The sequence below is a fragment of the Caballeronia sp. GAWG1-1 genome (assembly GCF_023631465.1).
GTDB lineage: Bacteria > Pseudomonadota > Gammaproteobacteria > Burkholderiales > Burkholderiaceae > Caballeronia.
Genome location: NZ_JALQDB010000006.1, coordinates 179,420 through 197,066, shown reverse-complemented (window position 1 = coordinate 197,066; position 17,647 = coordinate 179,420). Strand labels below are relative to the sequence as shown.

Here is a 17,647-nt window from a genome sequence, read left to right as displayed (position 1 = left end):
ACACGTCGGCGCTCAGTCGGAATCGCGCGCCGGCGTCAGAATCTCGCGGTTGCCGTTCGACGACATCGACGAAACGAGCCCGGAGTTCTCCATCTGTTCGAGCAGCCGCGCCGCCCGGTTATAGCCAATACGCAGATGCCGCTGCACGAGCGAGATCGAAGCGCGCTTGTTCTTGATGACCACTTCCACCGCCTGATCGTAAAGCGGGTCGGACTCGCCATCGGTCGCGCCGCCTGCGCCGGGCGCGCCTTCTTCACCCTCGCCGGCCAGTCCGCCTTCGAGAATGCCTTCGATATAGTTCGGCTCGCCGTGCTCCTTGAGCTTGTCGACCACGCGATGCACTTCTTCATCCGACACGAACGCGCCATGCACGCGCACCGGCAGACCCGAGCCTGGAGGCAGATAAAGCATGTCGCCCATGCCGAGCAACGATTCCGCGCCCTGCTGATCGAGAATCGTGCGCGAATCGATCTTCGACGACACCTGGAACGCCATGCGCGTCGGCACGTTCGCCTTGATGAGGCCGGTGATGACATCGACGGACGGCCGCTGCGTCGCGAGAATCAGATGGATGCCCGCCGCGCGCGCCTTCTGCGCGATCCGCGCGATCAACTCCTCGACCTTCTTGCCGACGACCATCATCAGATCGGCCAGTTCGTCGATGACCACGACGATATGCGGCAGACGCGCGAGCGGCTCGGGTTCGTCCGGCGTGAGGCTGAACGGGTTCGGAATGGTTTCGTCGCGCTTCTTCGCTTCGTCGATTTTGCTGTTGAAGCTCGCGAGATTGCGCACGCCCATCTTGCTCATGAGCTTGTAGCGCCGCTCCATTTCCGCGACCGCCCAGTTGAGCGCGTGACCCGCCTGCCGCATGTCGGTGACGACCGGACACAGCAAATGCGGAATGCCTTCGTAGACGCTCATTTCAAGCATCTTCGGGTCGATGAGGATGAGCCGCACCTGATCCACGCTTGCCTTGTAGAGCAGCGAAAGAATCATCGCGTTGATGCCGACGGACTTGCCCGAACCCGTGGTGCCCGCGACCAGCAAGTGCGGCATCTTGGCAAGATCGGCGCAGACCGGATTGCCGCCGATGTCCTTGCCAAGGCCCATCGTTAGCGGCGAGGCGGCGGCTGCGTAGACCTCGGAGCCGAGAATCTCGGAGAGCTTCACGGTCTGGCGGCGCTGGTTCGGCAATTCGAGCGCCATGAAATTCTTGCCCGGAATGGTTTCGACGACGCGGATGGACACGAGCGACAATGAGCGCGCCAGATCCTTCGCGAGCCCGACGATCTGGCTGCCCTTCACGCCCGTGGCCGGTTCGATCTCGTAACGCGTCACGACCGGCCCCGGATACGCCGCGACCACGCTCACTTCCACGCCGAAGTCCTTCAGCTTCTTTTCGATGAGACGCGAGGTGTATTCCAGCGTGTCGGCAGCAATGGTTTCCTGGGTTTTCGGCGGCGCATCGAGCAACGCGAGCGGCGGCAAGGTGGAATCGCCCGGCAGGTCCTTGAAGAGCGGCACCTGCTTCTCTTTCTCCGCGCGCTCGGAGCGCGGCGGCGTGGCGACCGGCGGCACGATCACGACCGGCTCGTGATCTTCCTGCTTCACGCGCGAGCGCACGACCTTGCCTTCGCGCTTGGTCGCCGCTTCCTCGCCGAGCTTGCGGTCGCGGCCTGCTTCGCGCCGGAGTTGCGCGCCGGTGATCGCAGTGAGAATACCGTCGCCGACTTTTTCGCACACGGACAACCACGAGAAGCGGAAATAGAGCGACAAGCCGATGGCCAGCGCGATCAGCAGAAAGAGCGTCGCCCCCGTGAAGCCGAGCGCGTGAGAAACATGGCGCGCGACCATGTCACCGACCACACCGCCCGGCGCGCGCGGCAGCGGCACCTTGAGCGACCACATGCGCAACGCCTCGATGCCATCGCTTGCGAGCAGCACGAGCACGAACGCGAATGCCTCGGCGAGCCAGGTGCGATCGCGCGGGGTGTCGTCGTCGGCGAGCGCGGGTTGCGTGATGCGCCGGTAATTCGCGACGATCCGCCTCCCGAGCAGCACGACAAACCAGTACGACGAGAGCCCGAACGCGAGCAGCAGGATATCGGACGTGTTGGCGCCGACGCGCCCAGCCCAGTTCGAAATGTGATCCACGCTGATGGCGTGCATCCAGCTCGGGTCTTTCCGGCTATAGGAAAGGAGCGCCATGACGAGAAACAGTCCGAGCGCAACCTGGAGAATCCAGCGAATCTCGGTGAAGAGCCGCGACATGCGGTGCGGCAGCGCCTGCGGGCTCGCGGAATAGGATGCTTTGGCCATTGATTCGGAGTCGCTTGTCGCGGCTTATAAAGTGCCGCATATAAGGTGGCCTATTGTAAACGCTGCATTGCGGTGAACGGCGCAAAAAGGCGTCCGTGCTTGCAACCTGTAACACTCGTCACACGCAAACGCTCGTGATTTAAGCCACGATTAAGCAACGATTTTTTCGTGATTCCTGCGTCGCTCGGCTATCAATCCGATTGAAAGGTTCACTCGGAAGGCTTTTGCAACGGCCTTTATAATTGATCCCTTGCACCCAACTAGAGTTCGTCGGGGCTGCAATGGCGCGTCGCGGTCATGAGCCGCTTTTCGCGCCGGGCGTCGAAGTTGCCGCGCCACAACCCGACGGCCATCAATAACGGACCAAACGCCATGTCATCGACCAAACACGCCAAAGTGCTGATTCTCGGTTCCGGCCCCGCCGGCTATTCGGCCGCCGTCTACGCCGCGCGCGCGAATCTGTCGCCGCTGCTCATCACCGGCTTAGCTCAGGGCGGTCAGTTGATGACCACCACCGACGTCGAAAACTGGCCGGGCGATCCCACGGGCGTGCAGGGTCCGGAACTCATGCAGCGCCTCGAAGAACACGCGCGCAACTTCAATACCGAGATCGTCTTCGATCACATCCATACGGCGAAGCTCAACGAGCGTCCGCTGCGGTTGATCGGCGACTCGGGCGAGTACACGTGCGACTCGCTCATCATCGCGACGGGCGCATCGGCGCAATATCTCGGCGATCCTTCCGAAGAAGCGTTCATGGGCAAGGGCGTGTCGGCGTGCGCCACCTGCGACGGCTTCTTCTATCGCAACGGCGAAGTGGCGGTGATCGGCGGCGGCAATACGGCGGTCGAGGAAGCCATTTACCTTGCGGGCATCGCGAAGAAGGTCACGGTGATCCATCGTCGCGACAAGTTCCGCGCCGAGCCCATTCTCATCGACCGCTTGCTGGCGAAGGAAAAGGAAGGCGTCGTCGATATCAAGTGGAACCACGTGCTCGACGAAGTGCTCGGCGACGCGACCGGCGTGACCGGCCTGCGCGTGAAGAGCACCGAAACCGGCGACACCACCGACGTCAAGCTGCAAGGCGTGTTCGTGGCAATCGGTCACAAGCCGAACACCGATCTCTTCACCAACCAGCTCGAAATGAAGAACGGCTACATCATCACGAAGGGCGGCACGACGGGCGACGCAACGTCCACCAGCATCCCCGGCGTGTTCGCGGCGGGCGACGTGCAGGATCACGTGTATCGTCAGGCAATCACGAGCGCCGGAACCGGTTGTATGGCGGCGCTGGATGCGCAACGTTATCTGGAAACCATCGACGAAACGTCCACGCCGCACTCGATGAGCCACGAAAAGGATCGTTGAGCGACCGCGCGCGCGTCGGACCGTTAGAATGGTTGCCGGCGCGCAGCGTACTGCTCACTGAGTTCAGCCGCATCGAGGGTTGAACCAGACTGAAGAACGGGCCACGGTTCGCGCCGCCGGCCCGTTTTTATTTTCGCGAGCGCCGTTGCGTGCATGTGCATGGCGCCGCGCGTGGCACAATCGGCGCGCTGCGTTTGACGTCCCGCGCTTATCCGTTGGCCGAACGATGCCGAAAAACCAACCTCATCCGAACGAACCGAAACTCCGGCGCGCCGCCACGCCGCAAGTCAGCGCGCCTGTCGAAGCGAAACCCGCCGATGTCGCCGAAGCGGTGAAACGCGAAGGGCTCGCCGGACTCGGATCGCTGAAAAGCGCGTTGAAGGCGCAGGCGGAGAAGCGCGACGCCGAACGCGTCGCGGCCGTGCGTGCGGAACGCGAAACGTTGGCCGAGGCCGATGAGTTTCGTCGCGCCATCGGCGAAATCGAGCCATTGAAGACGCCGCCGCGCATCGCTATCGCCCGCGTGCCGCCGCCACCGCTTCCGCTGCAAAGCTGGCGCGACGAGGAAGCGGTCCTGCAGGAAGCGCTCTCCGACGAATACGACCCGGAAAGCCTGCTCGATATCGACGAGACGCTTTCCTACTGTCGTCCGGGCATCAGTCAGGAAGTCGTGAGGAAGTTGCGGCGCGGCGCGTGGATCGTTCAGGCGCAACTCGATCTGCACGGCATGCGCCGCGAGGAAGCGCGCGAGGCGCTTGCGGAGTTCATCCGCGAAGCCGTGAAGCGCGGGCTGCGCTGTCTGCGCGTGATTCACGGCAAGGGGCTCGGGTCCGTCGGCCGCGAGCCGGTGCTCAAGGGCAAGGTGCGCGCGTGGCTCGTGCAGAAGGTCGAAGTGATTGCGTTCTGTCAGGCGCGTCCGCACGATGGCGGCGCGGGCGCCGTGCTCGTGCTGCTGCAACCGGCGAGCGCGCCGCGACATCATCAACATCCACAAGACAAGAACCGCAAAGCGGGTTAGAACGTGCATCCCAGGCTGACTCTCGCCATTTCCATCATGGAGGCGTTCGCGATTTTCGCGTATGCGTTCTCCGGTCTCATCGAGGCGCGCAAGCGCCGGCTCGACGCCGTCGGCGCCTTCCTCGTCGCCCTCGCCACGGCTTTCGGCGGCGGCACCGTGCGCGACGTGCTGCTGTCACGCCGGCCGTTTTATTGGGTCGAGCATCAGGAATACGTGTTCGTCATCTTCGCGATGGCGATTTTCGCGCCCTTCTTTCTACGCGTGACGACGCGTCTGTTCGATCAGCGCGCGCTCCTCATCACCGATGCGATCGGCCTCGGACTCTTCAGCGTCTCGGGCACTTCCATCGCGCTCGATGCGCAAATGCCCGTTTTCACCGCGACGATGATGGGCGTTACCACCGGCGTGTTCGGCGGCATCATGCGCGACGTCCTGTGCAACGAGATTCCGCTGATCCTGCGCGATTCGCGGCCGTATGCAGTCTGCGCGTTCGCGGGCTGCTGGATGTATATCGGGCTCGAACAGCTTCAGGTGGACACGATCTACAACGTGCTGCTGTCTACGGCTTTCATTCTGGTCGCGCGGCTCGTCACCTTCAAATTCGATATCCGACTGCCGCATTAGTCGAACTGCATGGGCCGAGCCGCACTGGCTGCGCACGAACGGGCGGGAAAACCCGTCTATTTGCTACAATCGCACAGTTTTCAAACCCGCCTGAAGCTGCCTGAAAGTCTGACCCGGCGGCCTTCGCGGCTACCCTTCTTGCAGAACGACGCACAACGACGCACAACGAACATGAACATCGAGCAAGCGCGTTTCAACATGATCGAGCAGCAGATTCGTCCTTGGGAAGTGCTGGACCAGGAGATTCTGAATCTGCTGTCGCTCATCAAGCGCGAGAACTTCGTTCCCGCCGCGTACCGCAATATCGCTTTCGCGGACCTCGAAATTCCGCTTCCCGGCGGCGAGCGCATGCTGTCGCCAAAGGTCGAGGCGCGGGTTCTGCAAGAACTGGCCATTCACAAGGGTGAGACGGTGCTGGAAATCGGCGCGGGCTCGGGCTATATGGCGGCGCTCCTCGCGCATCGCGGCCGCAGCGTGACCACGGTTGAAATCTCGCCGGAACTCGCCGAGTTCGCGAAGCAGAATCTCGCGGCGAACGGTGTGTCGAACGCGCATGTGGTTCACGGCGACGGCGCGCGGGGCTTGGCCGACGGCGCGCCTTATGACGTGATCTGTGTCTCGGGCGGCATGCCGGTCATGCCGCAGGAATTGCTCGAACAGTTGAAAGTGGGCGGGCGTATCGCCGCTTTCGTCGGCACGGCGCCGGTCATGAAGGCGCAGATCATCACGCGGGTCGACGAAAAGCAATTCCGCGTGTCCGATGTCTTCGAAACGCTCGTCGCGCCGCTGCAAAACGCGGTGCATCCTTCGCTATTCAGGTTCTGATTCGGTGCGTTCGGGCCGGGCGCCGCCCGGCTTTCGCCATCGTCCTTACTCGATTCCATGCAAAATCTGACCGCACCCGAACTCGCCGCGTGGCTTGCCGACACCTCGCGCCCCGCTCCCGTTTTGCTCGACGTGCGCGAGCCGTGGGAAGTGCAGACCGCGAAGCTCGACAAGATCGTGTCGATTCCCATGCGCGACATCCCCGCGCGTAGCGAAGAACTCGACGACGACGCGCAGATCGTCTGCATCTGCCACCACGGTGCGCGCAGCGCGCAGGTCGGCATGTTTCTGGAGTCGCGTGGCTTCACGAACGTGTTCAATCTGTACGGCGGCATCGACGCGTGGTCGCGTCAGGTCGATCCTTCGGTGCCAACGTATTGAACCGAGCCTGAATCCGAGCGTTCAGGCCAGCCAACGAAAAAGCCGCATGCGTTTAAAGCGCATGCGGCTTTTTTGTGTCGAAACGAAAGCGTCAGACCACGTTCATTGCCAGCGCGCTTGCGCGATAATGCTCCGCGGCCTTTTCGGTATCGCCGAGTTGCTCGTGCAGACGCGCCAGCGCGCGATGCGTCCGAATACGCAACGGCTCGTCTTCCGCCAGCTTCAGCGCCGATTCGAGAAACGCCTGCGCCTTGCCCCACAATTGCTGATGCAGGCACAGACGACCGAGCGTGAAAAGCAGGTCGGCGTCTTCGGTGCGTTCCTTTTGCCAGGCTTCGGCGCGCTGAATGAGCGGCAAGGCGTCGCCCCCGACGATGCAGTCCGGATAACGCCGCAACAACCGCGCATCCCAGTTCACGGCAAGCGCGTCTTCGATAATCTTCTTCGCTTCCGCCCGACGATCCAGCGCGATCAGCAGTTCGGCGGCGAGATCGGCGAGACGCGGCGACTGACGCTCTACCGGCGACAATGATTGCCACAGTTCGAGCAGCGCATCTGGATTATGCCGGCGATCGCGCAGCAGGTTTTCCGCCGCGACTTGCCGCAGCCGCACGGCGACCGCGGGATGCAGCGCCTCGCGCTTTTCAAGCATGCGCACGAGCTTCAGCACTTCGCCCCAGTTCTTCAACTGCTGCTGGGCGCGCAACGCGATCTGCTGAGCATGGATGCGCCGCCCGCCCTGCGCCTGAATCTCGGTCAGCGCGACGAGCGCGCCGTCCGCGTCGCGGCCATCGGCGCGCATGTCGGCGGTGGCCATCAGGCGCGCGTCCTGCCAGTCCGCGCCGCCGACTTGCGCGAGCCACTCGTCGCGACGCGCGTATTCATGCAGCCGATGCGCCGCGTTCGCGCCGATCAAGCCCGCCGCGCCCTTGTTGTCCTCGACACTCAACGCATCGCGCGCGGCTTTCTCGGCCTTCGAGAAGCGGCCCGCGTACAGATGGCCGATCGCATCGCGCAAGGACGCGTTCGCCTTCGCAAGCTTGCTGCGCGTGCGATACGCCGCCACGCGCGACGGCATCTTCCACACGCCACGGATCGCGCGGATCAGCGCATAGAGCGCGAGAAACAACACGACCAGCGCCACGACAAACAGATTGAGCGACATGTCGATGCGATATGGCGGCAGCACGAGCAGAATCTGCCCGCCATTGAAGCCGCCGACCGTCGCGATGATCGCCGCAACGACGAACAACAGCGCAATCCAGATGAGTCCACGAATCGTCATCATCCGCCTCGCTTGAACTGGTGCACGGCGGCGAGGCTCGCGTCCAGGTTCGGCACGGCGACGGCCATCGACGCCTGATCGACCTGCTTCACGAGATCGCGCACGGCCTGAACCGCTTTCGACGAGGGATCGAAGTAGCGGGCAAGCGCGGCATCGGCGGCTTTCAGGTCGGACTTGAGCGTAGGCTCACTGCGCGAAAGCAGCGAAAGACGCGCGGACAACAGACGCAGCTTCACGTTCTGGCGCACGAAGTAACCCTGATCCGGCGACGTGAGCATGGCGTCCGCATTGTCGATACGCCGCACCGACACGAGACTCGACAACTGCTGCCCGATGCCGCTCGTGATCTGATACCACAGCACCTTCCAGCGCGGCACGCCGGTCGCCGCAGCAATCGACGCGCTGTCACCCGGTTCTGACGCGCGAGCGCGCGCCGGATCGATCGGCGCTTCGCCGGACAGCGGCAAACTGTCGATGCGGTCGATCGCCGTATCGAGCTTGATCGCGAGACCCGTGAGGTCGGTGGTCGGCGTGGCCTTGAGCTTGTCCATGTCCTGCGCGACGGCCTTGCGGATCGCCACGACCTGCGGACCGTTCGTGGCGGCCAACCGCGTGTCGGCGCTTTGCAGCGCGAAGAGCGCGAGTTGCACGTTGCCGGTCAATTGCAATTGCTGGCTTGCGCTCGACAGAATCTGCTCGACTTCGGCAACCGTCCAGTCGTCGCGATTGCTCGCGAGGTCCTGATACTGCTGCTGCAACGCCTGGCTGTGCGCCTCGGCGTCATTGAGCTTGCCCTGCAACTGAATGACTTGCGTATTGAGCGCGGCGGTCGAACTCGCGGCTTCGTCGGCCTTGGCGCGCAGTTGCGCGTCTTGCGCGTTGGCCTCTTCGACGCGCTGCGCGAGCGCCTGGTTATTGCGTTCGAACTTGCGGTTGAGCGCATAGCCACCCGCGCCCGCAGCAATCGCGAGGATAACGATGACGAACCACAACAACACCGTACCCGCGCCGCCGCGCCGCTTCTGCTGCTCGTAGGGCGTGAAAGGCGTATTGGGCGGAGGCGGTGGCACGTTGGGCTGAGGTGAAGCTTTGTTGGAATCGTTCGAATCAGTCATGCGTGATTGAGCCGTTTGGTGGGCCGGCGCGGCGGCCGGTTGCGTGTCCGGCGATGCATCCGCCGGTGCGGGCTTCGCGTGCGTTTCACGTGCTTGATTGGTGTGAGGTTCAGCCTGAATCCCAGCCGATTTGCGCGGGTAAAGCGCATCGACTGCCTGCACGATGCGCTCGTCGCCGGCGCCGGACACCGTCATCCTATCAAAACCCGCTTGCCGCGCGGCCTGCTCGATACGCGGATGCGGGCAGATCACCTGCGCGTGCCGCAGCCGCGTGATCTCGTCGGCGGTGAGATGTTCGCGCGCGAGTTCGTCGAGATTGCGCACGCCTTCGGAACTCGTCAGCAGCCACGCGTGCGGATTGCCCGCGAGCAGCGTGTGGATGCGCTCCCACTTGTGCATAGACGGTTCGGGCAGCACGCGGCGATACGCCGCCGCCTTTTCCACTTGCGCGCCCGCTTCGGTGAGGCGCTCGGCGAGCCACTCGCGCCCGCCATCGCCACGCACGATCAGCACGCGCTTGCCTTCCAGACCGTTCTCGCCGAGCGTGGCTTCGATTGCCGTGTAGAGCGCTTCGGAATCGAAACGCGGATCGGCTTCTTCCGCCGACGGACTGATCACGCGATACGCCGGCGCGCTCACGCCTTGCCGCGCCAGCGCAGCGACGCTGCCCGGACCCACGACGGCCACCGGCACGTCCACAGGCCACGGCGCGAAAAGACGGCTGAACGCATGATCGATCGCATTCGGCGAGACGAAAACCACGAGCGCGTAACGTTGCGGCCCGTAGAGTTCGTCGAGGGCCGCGCGCAAAGGAGCGTCGTCGGCGACGGGCGCGATGTCGATGAGCGGAAACTCGAGCGTCTCGAAACCGGCATCGGCGAGAAGCGCGATGAGCGCAGCCGATTGTCCCGCAGGCCGCGTGACGACGATGGTGGCGCGACGCTCGCTCGCCATCAGTGCTTGCCCGCCGTCGAAGGCGGGATCAGGTCGGGATTGGCCGCGTCGTTGCCGGGGCTTCGGTTCGGCCCGTCCGGGTGGCTGATGGTGGTCAGCGCGTTGACGATCTCCATGGCGCCCTGCGCTTCGAGATCCGCCGATACGCGCAAACCGAGTTCGAGCGCGGCGGCAAGATCGGGCGTGGCGATGCGTTCTTCCGCGTTCAAGACGCGCGTGCCATCCGGCGTCGAGACCGCGCCGCGCAAGTACAGCGAATCGTTCTCCCAATGCGCGTAAGCGGCCAACGGCACTTCACAGCTGCCACCAAGCGCACGCGACACGGCGCGCTCCGCTTCGACGGCAAGCGCGGTCGCTTCGTGATGCAAGGGCGCGAGCCACGCGACGAGATCGGCGCGATCCGCACGAATCTCGATGCCGAGCGCACCCTGCCCCGCCGCCGGCAGACTGTCGGTTTCATCCAGATACGCGCGGATGCGTCCTTCGAGACCAAGCCGTATCAGACCGGCCGCCGCGAGAATGATGGCCACGTATTCGCCGCGATCCAGCTTGCCTAGACGCGTGTCGAGATTGCCGCGCAGCGGCCGCACTTCGAGATGCGGATAGCGCGCGCGGATCATGGCTTCGCGGCGCAGGCTCGAGGTTCCGACCACGCTGCCCGCCGGCAACGCAGCGAGCGAATCGAAGTGCGAAGAGACGAACGCATCGCGTGGATCTTCACGTTCGAGAATCGCGCTGAGTGCGAAGCCTTCGGGGAGTTGCATCGGCACGTCTTTGAGCGAATGAACCGCGAGATCGGCGCGGCCGTCGGCGAGCGCGGCTTCCAGTTCCTTGACGAACAGACCCTTGCCGCCGACCTTCGATAACGTGCGATCGAGAATCTGATCGCCGCGCGTCGTCATTCCGAGAATTTTGACGTCGCAAGATGGATATAATTTGTGCAGCGCACACTGCACGTGCTCGGCTTGCCACATCGCCAGCCGGCTTTCCCGCGAAACGATTGTGAGGCTCGCGGGCGGTGTCGTTGAATGCGTCTCGGAATTCATTGAAGCTCGATCGAATGACGGGATGGATAAATAGACATTAGCTAACAATGGTAGCACGCAGGCCAGGGTCGACCTGAAGACACGCGGCGCGCCAGAGCCTTAGTCCGCGCGCCTTTCGAAGCGTTCAGCACGCGTTCCGGTAGCGGAAGGCAAAGCGGCTGCGGCGCGGTTGCGGCAGCTTCGCGCCGCACCTCGCGCGGCTGTGCAGAACTCGTTTCGTCGGTGATTTCGTCGCGTTACCCTGACTGCGCAGCTTCTGAGGAGAACCCGACGTGACGACTTCCGGATCGGCCCGCCCCGCGCGCCGCAACGCTCTATCGCCTGACTCTTCCGCCGACGCATCGAGCGCGGCCCATGCAACCGGCACCTCATCGTCAGCGATGCCAACGTCAGCGACGCCAATCATTCGCACGACGAAAACGGCCACCGCCGTGAAGGCATCGAAGGCGAGCGTGGCTCCAAAGGCCGCGCCGGTTCCCAAGAAGGCGAGCGTCAAAACGGCCATCAATGGCGCCGAACGGCCGAAGCCGACCAGCCGCACGCGCGACGACAAGGACCGTCCGCTCTTCGAAGACATCCGCTATCTTGGCCGCCTGCTCGGCGACGTGTTGCGCGAACAGGAAGGCGACGCCGTCTTCGAACTCGTCGAAGCCATTCGTCAGACCGCCGTCAAATTTCGCCGCGAGGACGACAACGAAGCGTCGCAAGCGCTGGAAAAGCGTCTGCGTGCTTTATCGCCGGAACAGACGGTCAGCGTGGTGCGCGCCTTCAGCTATTTCTCGCATCTGGCGAATATCGCGGAAGACCGGCATCACAATCGGCGGCGGCGGATTCACGCGCTCGCCGGTTCGACTTCGCAGCCGGGCACCATCGCCTACGCCATCGAGCGCATGCGCGAGCAGTCCAACGTCAGCAAGACGCGCAAGGTGCTGGAAAAGTTCTTCGATGCCGCGCTCATCGTGCCCGTGCTCACCGCGCATCCGACGGAAGTGTCGCGAAAGAGCATTCTCGATGCGCAACACGACATCGCGCGCCTGCTTGCCGAACGCGATCAGGAACTGACAGCGCGCGAACGTGCGCACAACGAAGCCGTCCTGCGGGCGCGCGTGACCTCGCTCTGGCAAACGCGCATGTTGCGCGAGTCGCGCCTTTCGGTCGCCGATGAAATCGAGAACGCGCTTTCGTACTATCGCGCGACTTTTCTGGAGGAAATTCCCGCGCTTTACGCCGATATCGAGGAAGCGCTCGCTGAACACGGCCTGCCCGCGCGGCTGCCGCCGTTCTTCCAGATGGGAAGCTGGATTGGCGGCGACCGCGACGGCAATCCGAACGTCACCGCCGCCACGCTGGAAAACGCCATCACGCGGCAAGCGACGGTCATCTTCGAACACTATCTGGAACAGGTGCACAAGCTCGGCGCGGAGTTGTCCGTGTCGAATCTGCTCGCCGGATCGAGCGAAGCCTTGCAGGCGCTCGCGGATGCCTCGCCGGACCAGTCGCCGCATCGCACGGACGAACCATATAGGCGCGCGCTGATCGGCATCTATACGCGGATCGCGGCGAGCGCGCGCGTGCGGCTGGGCGAAGGCGTGGTCGCGGTGCGCAGCGCGGGACGCGGCGCGGCGCCAATTCGCGCGACGCCTTATGGCGATAGCTCCGAGTTCACGCGCGATCTTCATGTGCTGATCGACTCGCTCGCGCAACATCATGGCGGCTCGCTTGCGCTGCTGCGGCTCGCGCCGCTTACGCGCGCTTCGGAAGTGTTCGGCTTTCATCTGGCGAGCATCGACTTGCGGCAGAGCTCGGATATCCACGAAGCGGTGATCGCGGAGTTGCTTTCGCGCGCGGGCGTCGAAGCCGACTATGCGGCGCTTTCCGAGGAAGACAAGCGCGCCGTGTTGCTCAGGGAACTTGCGCAGCCGCGTCCGCTGCGTCTTCCTTATGCCGATTACTCCGATCTCGCGAAGAGCGAACTCGGCGTGCTCGAAGGCGCACGCGTGACGCGCGAGAAGTTCGGCAAGCGCGCGGTGCGCAACTACATCATCTCGCACACGGAGACCGTGAGCGACTTGCTCGAAGTCATGTTGCTGCAGAAGGAAACCGGCGTGCTGCACGGTTGCCTCGGCAGCAAGGACAATCCCGCGCGCGATGGCGTGATGGTGATTCCGCTCTTCGAGACCATCGCCGACTTGCGCAATGCGCCGGTCATCATGGGCGAATTCTTCAAGCTGCCGGGCATCGACGCGCTCATCGAAAATCAGGGCAACGAGCAGGAGGTCATGCTCGGCTATTCGGACAGCAACAAGGACGGCGGCTTCTTGACGTCCAACTGGGAGCTGTATCGCGCGGAACTGGCGCTCGTCGCGCTGTTCAAGCAACGCGGCACGACCTTGCGTCTGTTCCACGGCCGGGGAGGCACGGTGGGACGCGGCGGCGGCCCGACCTATCAGGCGATTCTGTCGCAGCCGCCCGGCACGGTCGACGGGCAAATCCGTCTCACCGAGCAAGGCGAAGTCATTTCGAGCAAGTTCGGCAATCCGGAAATCGGGCGGCGCAATCTGGAAACGGTGGTGGCGGCAACGCTAGAGGCATCGCTTCTGCCGCACGAGAACGCGCCCGCGCAATTGCCGCTATTCGAAGCGACGATGCAAACGCTCTCCGATTCCGCGATGGCCGCGTACCGCGCGCTCGTGTACGAAACTCCCGGCTTCACCGATTACTTCTTCGCCTCGACGCCGATCGCCGAGATCGCCGAACTGAACATTGGCAGCCGGCCGGCATCGCGCAAGCTGCAGGACCCGAAGCAACGCAAGATCGAAGATTTGCGCGCCATTCCGTGGGGCTTTTCGTGGGGCCAATGCCGCCTGCTGCTGACGGGCTGGTTCGGCTTCGGCAGCGCGGTGACGGCTTATCTCGATTCGGCCGACTCGGACGCGGAACGCGCGAAGCGCCTCGGCACCTTGCGCAAGATGCACAAGACGTGGCCGTTCTTCACGAATCTGCTTTCGAACATGGACATGGTGCTTGCGAAGACCGATCTCGCGGTGGCGTCGCGTTATGCGCAGCTCGTCGCGGACAAGAAGCTCAGGAAGCGCGTGTTCGATCGCATCGTCGCGGAGCACGAGCGGACCGGCAACGTGCTCGCGGAAATCACCGGCAAGGGCGAGCGCCTCGCTGACAATCCGCTGCTCGCGCGCTCGATCAAGAACCGTTTTCCGTACCTCGATCCGCTCAATCACTTGCAGGTGGAACTGCTCAAGCGGCATCGCGCAGGCGATCAGAACGTGCGGCTGCGGCGCGGGATTCATTTGACGATCAACGGGATTGCGGCGGGCCTGCGTAATACGGGTTGATCGATGCGCCCGGCAGCGGGCATTGCATCTTTCACGTGCCACGAATCACGCCAAGTGTTCGTGGCACGTTTGTTTAAGTAGCCCTTGCGGCATTCGAGCGGCGCTCAGTCGCGCCGCTTGCCTTCGATCATCAACGCATCCAGCTCGAACGAGAAGTCGTCGCCGGCCTTGAAGTATTCGCGCACTTCGTCGGGCGCGGCGGCCCACATCGATTTGATCGCCGTCACGCGTTCGGGCGGCGTTCTCATGCGTGTCACCCACGAATCGAATTCCAGGCCGATACGCCAGCGCTCGGTCACGTTCGCGTCGAAGCCGGCGGTATCGAGCATGGCGATCCACTCGTCGGCGCGATAGTCGCGGATATGCGATGCATCGCGCAACAGTTCGATTGCCTGAATGTGCGTGTCGTACAGCGGATCGTCGGCGCCCGCGATATCGATGAATTTCAGCCGGCCGCCCGGCTTGAGCACGCGCCGCACTTCGGCCAGCGCGCGCGGCACGTCGCGCCAGTGATGCGCGCTCATGCGGCTCACCACCCAGTCGAACGAGGCGTCGGCGAATGGCAGCGACTCGGCGGCGCCCTGTTGCGTGCGGATCGTGGCAAGGCCGCGTTCCTTCGCGGCGGCATCGACCGTGGCCAGCATTTGCCGGGCGATGTCGTACGCCACGACCTCGCGCACGTGCGGCGCCACCGCGAAACTCGCGTGACCCGCGCCGCATCCCATGTCCAGCAAGGTCGCGTTGCCGCACGTCGCGGCAAAAGTCGCGGCGAGATTTTGCAGATCGGCGCCGCTCGCGTGAACCTGGCTTGTGAGATAGGCGGCGGCGGTGCTGCCGAACGCATCGGCTACCTGGTCGTGGTGTTTCATCGGTATGGCTCCGGAATGTTCTTTGGGGACGCCGGCGGTTCCTGAGCCGCCCGGCCTGCCGCTACAATAGAGCCCGCCTTGTACCAGTACAAGTTGACTGTTTATTCTGGTATCGACATTACCCGCCACGCCTCATGAAAACGACCCCGAAGACCGAATCCAGGGAAGCTGTCGATATCCCCGCACGCGCGCTCGGCGAATTCATCCGGGCGCATCGTGAACGGCTTTCGCCGCAGTCCGTCGGTTTGCCGCCGGGGCCGCGCCGCCGCACGCCGGGGCTGCGCCGCGAGGAAGTCGCCGCGTTGTGCGGCGTCAGCCCGACCTGGTACACGTGGATCGAGCAGGGCCGGCCGGTTTCCGCCTCGGCGGATGCGCTCGCGCGTATCGCCGTCGCATTGCAGTTGTCGCGGGCCGAACGCGCGTATCTCTTCGAACTGGCCGAGGAACGCGATCCCGCCGAGCCCGATCCCACCGCGCAGGACGTGCCCGCCGCGCTCTTGCAGAGCGTCGGGCTGATCGGCGCGCCGGCCTACGTGCTCGACCGCCAGTGGAATGCGCTGCGCTGGAACGCGCACGCGTCGGAACTGTTCGTCGGCTGGCTCGATGGCGAACACGACCGCAACCTGCTCGCCTACACGTTCACCTCGCCGGTGGCGCGCGCGTTGATCGTCGATTGGGACACGCGCGCGCGCCGTCTTGCCGCCGAGTTTCGCGCCGATTCCATCCGTCACCTCAACGACGCGCCCACGCGCACGCTGATCGACATGCTCGGCGCCGCCAGCGATGCCTTCGCGCGCTACTGGGCGTCGCAGGACGTGTTCGAGCGCGAAGGCGGCGAACGCGCGTTCGATCATCCGTCGCGCGGACGACTCGTGTTCAACCAGATCACCTTCAAGCCCGCGCATCGCGAAGATCTGAAGCTCGTGATCCTCGTCGGCAACGACTGAGGCAGCAGGCGCCGAATGTTAAAATCTTCGACTTCCGGCTTGCCGCTTTAGCCGCCTCATTCGCCTCAACCGCCAATCACATCACCATGACGTCCCAACTGCACAAAAAAGGCGAAGCCTGGTCGGCTCGCTTCTCCGAGCCCATGTCGGATCTCGTCAAACGCTATACGTCGTCGGTGTTCTTCGACAAGCGGCTCGCTCTCGTCGACATTCAAGGCTCGCTCGCGCACGCGTCGATGCTTGCGGCGCAGAAGATCATCGGCGCGGACGACCTCGCCGCCATCGAGCGCGGCATGGCGCAGATCAAGGGCGAAATCGAGCGCGGCGAGTTCGAGTGGAAGCTGGACCTGGAAGACGTGCACCTGAACATCGAGGCGCGGCTGACCGCGTTGATCGGCGACGCCGGCAAGCGCCTGCACACCGGCCGCTCGCGCAACGATCAGGTCGCAACCGACATTCGCCTGTGGCTGCGCGGCGAGATCGACCGTATCGGCGAACTGTTGAAGGACCTGCGAAGCGCGCTCATCGACATGGCCGAGAAGCACGCCGGCACCATCATGCCGGGCTTCACGCATTTGCAGGTGGCGCAGCCCGTGACCTTCGGGCATCACCTGCTCGCTTATGTCGAAATGTTCTCGCGCGACGCCGAGCGCATGCGCGACTGCCGCACGCGCGTGAACCGCCTGCCGTTGGGTGCGGCGGCGCTCGCGGGCACGAGTTATCCGATCGACCGTCACGCGGTGGCGCAGACGCTCGGCTTCGATGGCATCTGCGCGAATTCGCTCGATGCCGTCTCCGACCGCGACTTCGCCGTCGAATTCACGGCGGCCGCCGCGCTCGTCATGACGCACGTCTCGCGCTTTTCCGAAGAACTCGTGTTGTGGATGAGTCCGCGCGTCGGTTTCATCGATCTCGCGGATCGTTTCTGCACCGGCTCGTCGATCATGCCGCAAAAGAAAAACCCCGACGTGCCCGAGCTCGCGCGCGGCAAGACAGGCCGCGTGAACGGTCATTTGATGGCGCTGCTCACGCTGATGAAAGGCCAGCCCCTCGCTTATAACAAGGACAATCAGGAAGACAAGGAGCCGCTTTTCGATACCGTCGATACGGTCGCCGACACATTGCGCATTTTCGCGGAAATGGCGGCGGGCATTACCGTCAAGCCGCAGGCCATGCGCGCGGCCGCGCTGCAAGGTTTCTCGACGGCCACCGATCTCGCGGACTATCTCGTGAAACGTGGCCTGCCCTTTCGCGACGCACACGAAGCCGTGGCGCATGCGGTGCGCATCTGCGTGGATCGCGAATGCGATATCGCCGATTTGTCGCTCGATGAAATGAAGCAGGAACTGCCGAACGTCGCGCATCTGATTGGCGACGATGTCTTCGAATATCTCACGCTCGAAGGTTCGGTCGCGAGCCGCGATCATGCGGGCGGCACCGCGCCGGATCAGGTGCGTGCGGCCGCCAAGGCGGCGCGCGCGGCGCTTGGCTGATCGAGCCGGACCATGCTTCGAATTGGACCCATTCGAGGGTCCATTTT

General features: G+C 63.9%; 13 protein-coding genes. 8 read left to right on the top strand and 5 right to left on the bottom strand.

Going from position 1 to position 17,647, the window contains the following annotated elements; all coding sequences use genetic code 11:
• Positions 1-12: 12 nt before the first annotated feature.
• Positions 13-2,322 carry a DNA translocase FtsK gene (locus tag NCT03_RS03530; RefSeq protein ID WP_250491958.1) on the bottom strand — a complete coding sequence of 770 codons (2,310 nt, stop codon included), beginning with the start codon at positions 2,320-2,322 and terminating at the stop codon, positions 13-15.
• 372 nt (positions 2,323-2,694) lie between these two features.
• Between NCT03_RS03530 and trxB the strand changes: the two genes are divergently transcribed.
• The 5 genes from trxB to NCT03_RS03505 all read left to right on the top strand — a co-directional run bounded on the left by trxB (position 2,695) and on the right by NCT03_RS03505 (position 6,538).
• On the top strand, positions 2,695-3,690 hold the full coding sequence (gene trxB / locus NCT03_RS03525) for a thioredoxin-disulfide reductase (RefSeq protein WP_250491957.1): 996 nt from the start codon (positions 2,695-2,697) through the stop codon (positions 3,688-3,690).
• Between the two features lie 226 nt (positions 3,691-3,916).
• A complete protein-coding gene (locus tag NCT03_RS03520; RefSeq protein ID WP_250491956.1) occupies positions 3,917-4,708 on the top strand; it encodes a Smr/MutS family protein in 792 nt (263 codons plus the stop codon).
• A gap of 3 nt (positions 4,709-4,711) precedes the next feature.
• A complete protein-coding gene (locus tag NCT03_RS03515; RefSeq protein WP_244827323.1) occupies positions 4,712-5,332 on the top strand; it encodes a trimeric intracellular cation channel family protein in 621 nt (206 codons plus the stop codon).
• 171 nt (positions 5,333-5,503) lie between these two features.
• Positions 5,504-6,157, top strand: a complete 654-nt coding sequence (locus tag NCT03_RS03510) for a protein-L-isoaspartate O-methyltransferase family protein (protein WP_244827322.1) — start codon at positions 5,504-5,506, stop codon at positions 6,155-6,157.
• Positions 6,158-6,214: 57 nt separating this feature from the next.
• On the top strand, positions 6,215-6,538 hold the full coding sequence (locus NCT03_RS03505) for a rhodanese-like domain-containing protein (protein ID WP_244827321.1): 324 nt from the start codon (positions 6,215-6,217) through the stop codon (positions 6,536-6,538).
• Between the two features lie 91 nt (positions 6,539-6,629).
• Here NCT03_RS03505 and NCT03_RS03500 read toward each other — a convergent pair whose 3' ends face one another.
• Genes NCT03_RS03500 through hemC form a run of 3 tightly spaced genes read right to left on the bottom strand, consistent with a single transcriptional unit; the run spans position 6,630 to position 10,938 of the window.
• Positions 6,630-7,823 (bottom strand): heme biosynthesis protein HemY, encoded by a 1,194-nt coding sequence (locus NCT03_RS03500; protein WP_244827980.1) that lies wholly within the window; start codon positions 7,821-7,823, stop codon positions 6,630-6,632.
• On the bottom strand, positions 7,823-9,892 hold the full coding sequence (hemDX, locus tag NCT03_RS03495) for a fused uroporphyrinogen-III synthase HemD/membrane protein HemX (protein WP_250491955.1): 2,070 nt from the start codon (positions 9,890-9,892) through the stop codon (positions 7,823-7,825). The genes NCT03_RS03500 and hemDX overlap by 1 nt, the downstream gene beginning before the upstream one ends.
• Positions 9,892-10,938, bottom strand: a complete 1,047-nt coding sequence (gene hemC, locus NCT03_RS03490; RefSeq protein WP_250491954.1) for a hydroxymethylbilane synthase — start codon at positions 10,936-10,938, stop codon at positions 9,892-9,894. Before hemC ends, hemDX begins: the two co-directional genes overlap by 1 nt.
• A 272-nt stretch (positions 10,939-11,210) precedes the next feature.
• Between hemC and ppc the strand changes: the two genes are divergently transcribed.
• On the top strand, positions 11,211-14,291 hold the full coding sequence (gene ppc, locus NCT03_RS03485) for a phosphoenolpyruvate carboxylase (RefSeq protein ID WP_250491953.1): 3,081 nt from the start codon (positions 11,211-11,213) through the stop codon (positions 14,289-14,291).
• 104 nt (positions 14,292-14,395) lie between these two features.
• Here ppc and NCT03_RS03480 read toward each other — a convergent pair whose 3' ends face one another.
• Positions 14,396-15,160, bottom strand: coding sequence for a class I SAM-dependent methyltransferase (locus NCT03_RS03480; protein WP_250491952.1), 765 nt, complete (start codon positions 15,158-15,160; stop codon positions 14,396-14,398).
• 134 nt (positions 15,161-15,294) lie between these two features.
• On the opposite strand from NCT03_RS03480, the gene NCT03_RS03475 reads away from it, so the two are divergent.
• Positions 15,295-16,107, top strand: a complete 813-nt coding sequence (locus tag NCT03_RS03475) for a helix-turn-helix transcriptional regulator (protein ID WP_250491951.1) — start codon at positions 15,295-15,297, stop codon at positions 16,105-16,107.
• Between the two features lie 86 nt (positions 16,108-16,193).
• Entirely contained in the window at positions 16,194-17,600 is a 1,407-nt protein-coding gene (gene argH / locus NCT03_RS03470; RefSeq protein ID WP_250491950.1) for an argininosuccinate lyase, read from the top strand.
• The last annotated feature ends 47 nt before the right edge of the window (positions 17,601-17,647 follow it).

What these genes read in the sequence shown, in the direction of transcription:
- NCT03_RS03530 (WP_250491958.1), bottom strand. Translation starts at nt 2,322, where the DNA reads ATGGCCAAAGCATCCTATTCCGCGAGCCCGCAGGCGCTGCCGCACCGC.
- trxB (WP_250491957.1), top strand. Translation starts at nt 2,695, where the DNA reads ATGTCATCGACCAAACACGCCAAAGTGCTGATTCTCGGTTCCGGCCCC.
- NCT03_RS03520 (WP_250491956.1), top strand. Translation starts at nt 3,917, where the DNA reads ATGCCGAAAAACCAACCTCATCCGAACGAACCGAAACTCCGGCGCGCC.
- NCT03_RS03510 (WP_244827322.1), top strand. Translation starts at nt 5,504, where the DNA reads ATGAACATCGAGCAAGCGCGTTTCAACATGATCGAGCAGCAGATTCGT.
- NCT03_RS03505 (WP_244827321.1), top strand. Translation starts at nt 6,215, where the DNA reads ATGCAAAATCTGACCGCACCCGAACTCGCCGCGTGGCTTGCCGACACC.
- NCT03_RS03500 (WP_244827980.1), bottom strand. Translation starts at nt 7,823, where the DNA reads ATGACGATTCGTGGACTCATCTGGATTGCGCTGTTGTTCGTCGTTGCG.
- hemDX (WP_250491955.1), bottom strand. Translation starts at nt 9,892, where the DNA reads ATGGCGAGCGAGCGTCGCGCCACCATCGTCGTCACGCGGCCTGCGGGA.
- hemC (WP_250491954.1), bottom strand. Translation starts at nt 10,938, where the DNA reads ATGAATTCCGAGACGCATTCAACGACACCGCCCGCGAGCCTCACAATC.
- NCT03_RS03480 (WP_250491952.1), bottom strand. Translation starts at nt 15,160, where the DNA reads ATGAAACACCACGACCAGGTAGCCGATGCGTTCGGCAGCACCGCCGCC.
- NCT03_RS03475 (WP_250491951.1), top strand. Translation starts at nt 15,295, where the DNA reads ATGAAAACGACCCCGAAGACCGAATCCAGGGAAGCTGTCGATATCCCC.
- argH (WP_250491950.1), top strand. Translation starts at nt 16,194, where the DNA reads ATGACGTCCCAACTGCACAAAAAAGGCGAAGCCTGGTCGGCTCGCTTC.